The sequence below is a fragment of the Paraburkholderia sp. genome (genome assembly GCF_036488795.1).
In the GTDB taxonomy this organism is placed as follows: Bacteria; Pseudomonadota; Gammaproteobacteria; order Burkholderiales; family Burkholderiaceae; genus Paraburkholderia.
Window position 1 is genome coordinate 1 of the sequence record NZ_DASXHA010000110.1, and the last position, 2,928, is coordinate 2,928.

Genomic DNA, 2,928 nt, shown 5'->3' on the forward strand with positions numbered 1-2,928 from the left:
CGGCAACGCCTGTCTGCGCTGGCTAAACCGCGATGTGCCCGACCTTGACGCAGCGCGGGACGCCGTCGCGCGCATCGTGCGGGATGCCCACCGTGCCGGCGAAGTGATCCAAGGTGTTCGGGCACTTACCAAGAAGTCGGGTAACACGGGCAAAAGTGTGGGCGGCACGGCCGGTCAGGCGGGCCTGGATCGCGCTCTGACGTAATGTTCGAGCGATTCGATAGGTGTGCAGCCGGCCACACCGAGCCTGCTACCCAGATAATCCCAGACCGCGATGCCGAGCTTGCTGCATGTTTTGGCGAGGCTCAGGAAGGCGTCGCGGCAATCGCGGCCGGCATCGCTGCGTGTCCCGGCGCTGATCTTCCTGCGCGTGACGTAACAGCGAATGTCGTTCTCTGAGCCATTGGTGTGGAGCGGGATCTCCGGCCGCTGCAGCACCATCAGCAACTCGTCCTTGTTGGCATGCAGCCGCACCAGCAGGCGATCCAGCGTGACGAAGCCGGTGCGGCGGCCGACGATGCGGTCGAACCGTGCGCGCAACGCGAGCCGCTGACGCTGGCTGGGTTTGAGCCGGTAGGCCTTGAGGCTGGCGTAGAAGTCCCAGATCAGGCCACGAACCTGCTGCTGGGCGGCTCGATGGTGGTCGTTGAAAGCGTCCAGCCTGTGCACCAGCCGTTCGGCGTGAACCCAGCAGAGCGCGTGCCGGCCGATGTTGAACTGCCCGGCATCGTCACTCAGAACCACGGCGTCGCACAGGAATTTGTGCGCTTGTAGGCTGCCCCATAATGCGCCCTCGGTGGCGACCCGCTGCGGATCCGGCGTGACGCGCAACGCGGTCAGCCCAAGCCGGTCGAGATGCGCCAGCCAGCCCGCAGTGTCGTCAAACCGTACTTCCGGCTGAGCCTTCAAATGCGCGATCGTTGCCGCCGGCAGGCCCTGGCTTCGCATGTAGCCGTAGGCGGCGTCGTTCAACACGTAGTCGGTGTGGCCGGCACGCAGCAGATCGAGGAAGTTCAGCCGGCTTTTCGATGCACGCGTGCCGAACCAGGTGAACCGATCGTCGCCGATCTGCGTGCAGAAACCGTTCTTTCCTGCATGGCGTGCGCCGGTGTCATCCACAGTGACCCAGTTCGCCGTCGCCAGTCCGGTGCGCAGAACGTTCTGCGCTTCGGCTATGAAGCCGTCATGCTTTGCCGTGAGCAGACGCTGCAACTGCCGCTGCGAGATCGCCACGCCCATCGATCGCAACAACACCAACAGCCGCGGCAGCGTCGATTGGCACTGATGGTATTGCATCAGCACGAAGCGGCGCAGTTCGGCGCCGAAATGCCCGGCGATCCCCGTCGGCAACGGCGCCAGGACCGTGCCGCCGTCCGGCGTGACCCAACGCTCGCGCTGGTAACACGTGGCGCGCACCGAAATCACCAGATCCTGCACCAGAAACGGCTCGTAACCCTTGAACCGCGATCCCGGCGGCACCGACGCGTACACCACTTGCTCGTCGATCGCGACCCGAGGGGTGACCTTGCCTCGGCCCCGCCGATCCTCCGGCTGATCGCGCTTCGCCGGTTCGGTGCCTTTGTCCATGCCGCTAGCCCCGATCCTCGGACGCTTCGGCAAGTCCTTCAGATGCGCGATCTCCGCACGCAACCCAACGACAACCTGCCTCAGCGCCGCGACTTCGCCAAACAGTTCCACCAGCAGAGCTTCCAGCTCTGCACGGCTCAGACCGGAAAGCGACGGTGGCGGTGACACATCCCCCTAGAGAATCGACCACCCCGAGCCGCGGCAAGAGAATTATCAGGCACTGCCAACACTTTTGCTCATGTTACAAAACTACGTGCCACATCATTGGTTTCGGCTCCATTAGTTGATGCGTAAATCCGTGCACCAACTGGCCGGTTTGGTGCAAGTTACGTGATGTAATGGAATGCAGAACCGTCCCCGGGGTTGCGCCGCCGCAACAGTGTGGCGGATCTGCAAGCCGGACACTGGAAAATGGGGCTCACGACGCGTTGCGTGGCGGCGCGCTCGGCGTCATCGGTGATTGCTTGCGGACATGCCGGTCCTGGTCCCGCTCGGAGAACGTCGCGTTGCGCCGCGTCAGCGTCGACGACACCTGCTCGGTATCACGCGCCGCCGCCTCATTGGCCTGCCGGATTATCTCGGCTCGTTAAACGATCTCGGATCCGCGGTCGGGTCGACCCGGATCCCCAGCCCGCGCTCGATGAAACGGTTCTGGTGGTCGCGCCACAGGTCGCCCCAGACCTCCCCGTCCGACACCACGGCACGCTCGCCGGCATGCCGCACCTCGCGATCGAGGTCGCGCGCGCCTTCCTCGCCGCGAACCTCTCCCCCTTCAGGCGCCCCGTGGTGATCAACAGATGCGCGTTCCAGTTCGCGCGTTCGGACTCCGACTAGCCCTCATGAGGGGCGTGCACGTCGAGCTGCACCGCAACACCCCTGGCGACGAAGTGTTGCTCGGCGAAGGACCGCGCCAAGGCGATGCGGTGCTCTGTGGTGAGTTCGGCATTCGCCGGCAGCGCCAGCACGATCTCGCGGGCGACCTGAGCATCCTCGCCCTTTTCGACCTCTTCCGCGACATTCCAGTGCATGCCGCTGTCAGCGAACCGCGGATCGGCGCCGTCGGGCAACAGCACCCCGGCGCGGTGCTTGAAGTAGTGAAGCGTGCCCGTGCGTTCCGCGGTGATCGCCTCACGTGCCTTGTAGGCAGCGGAGCGTACCGCACTGCTGCCCGTGCTGCGGGAGATGTAGCGCGTGCGAGCGAACTGGATGGCCACACGTCTGCACGCTTCTCGCTCCCTTCGGTCGTTGGTGCAGAACCCGCTGCGCGGTTGTTCGGCAATGCCAATGGGTCAGTTCAATAACATCAGAGAGCCACTTAGCACAACGCACGTGTCACGATGA

2 protein-coding genes and 1 pseudogene are annotated in these 2,928 nt (G+C 64.5%); 1 reads left to right on the top strand and 2 read right to left on the bottom strand.

What is annotated here, in order from left to right:
• Nucleotides 1-205 (top strand): annotated as a pseudogene (locus VGH41_RS16215) (hypothetical protein); the annotation flags it as partial.
• Here the strand turns inward: VGH41_RS16215 and VGH41_RS16220 are convergent.
• Together VGH41_RS16220 and VGH41_RS16225 are read right to left on the bottom strand one after the other, a co-directional pair.
• Complete coding sequence (locus tag VGH41_RS16220; RefSeq protein WP_331598504.1) at nucleotides 175-1,698, bottom strand: IS66 family transposase; 1,524 nt, start codon at nucleotides 1,696-1,698, stop codon at nucleotides 175-177. The pseudogene VGH41_RS16215 and the gene VGH41_RS16220 sit on opposite strands and share 31 nt — an antisense overlap.
• Before the next feature lie 719 nt (nucleotides 1,699-2,417).
• Nucleotides 2,418-2,801: a MobA/MobL family protein gene (locus tag VGH41_RS16225; protein ID WP_331598505.1), complete on the bottom strand. Its 384-nt coding sequence runs from the start codon at nucleotides 2,799-2,801 to the stop codon at nucleotides 2,418-2,420.
• Nucleotides 2,802-2,928 lie beyond the last annotated feature (127 nt).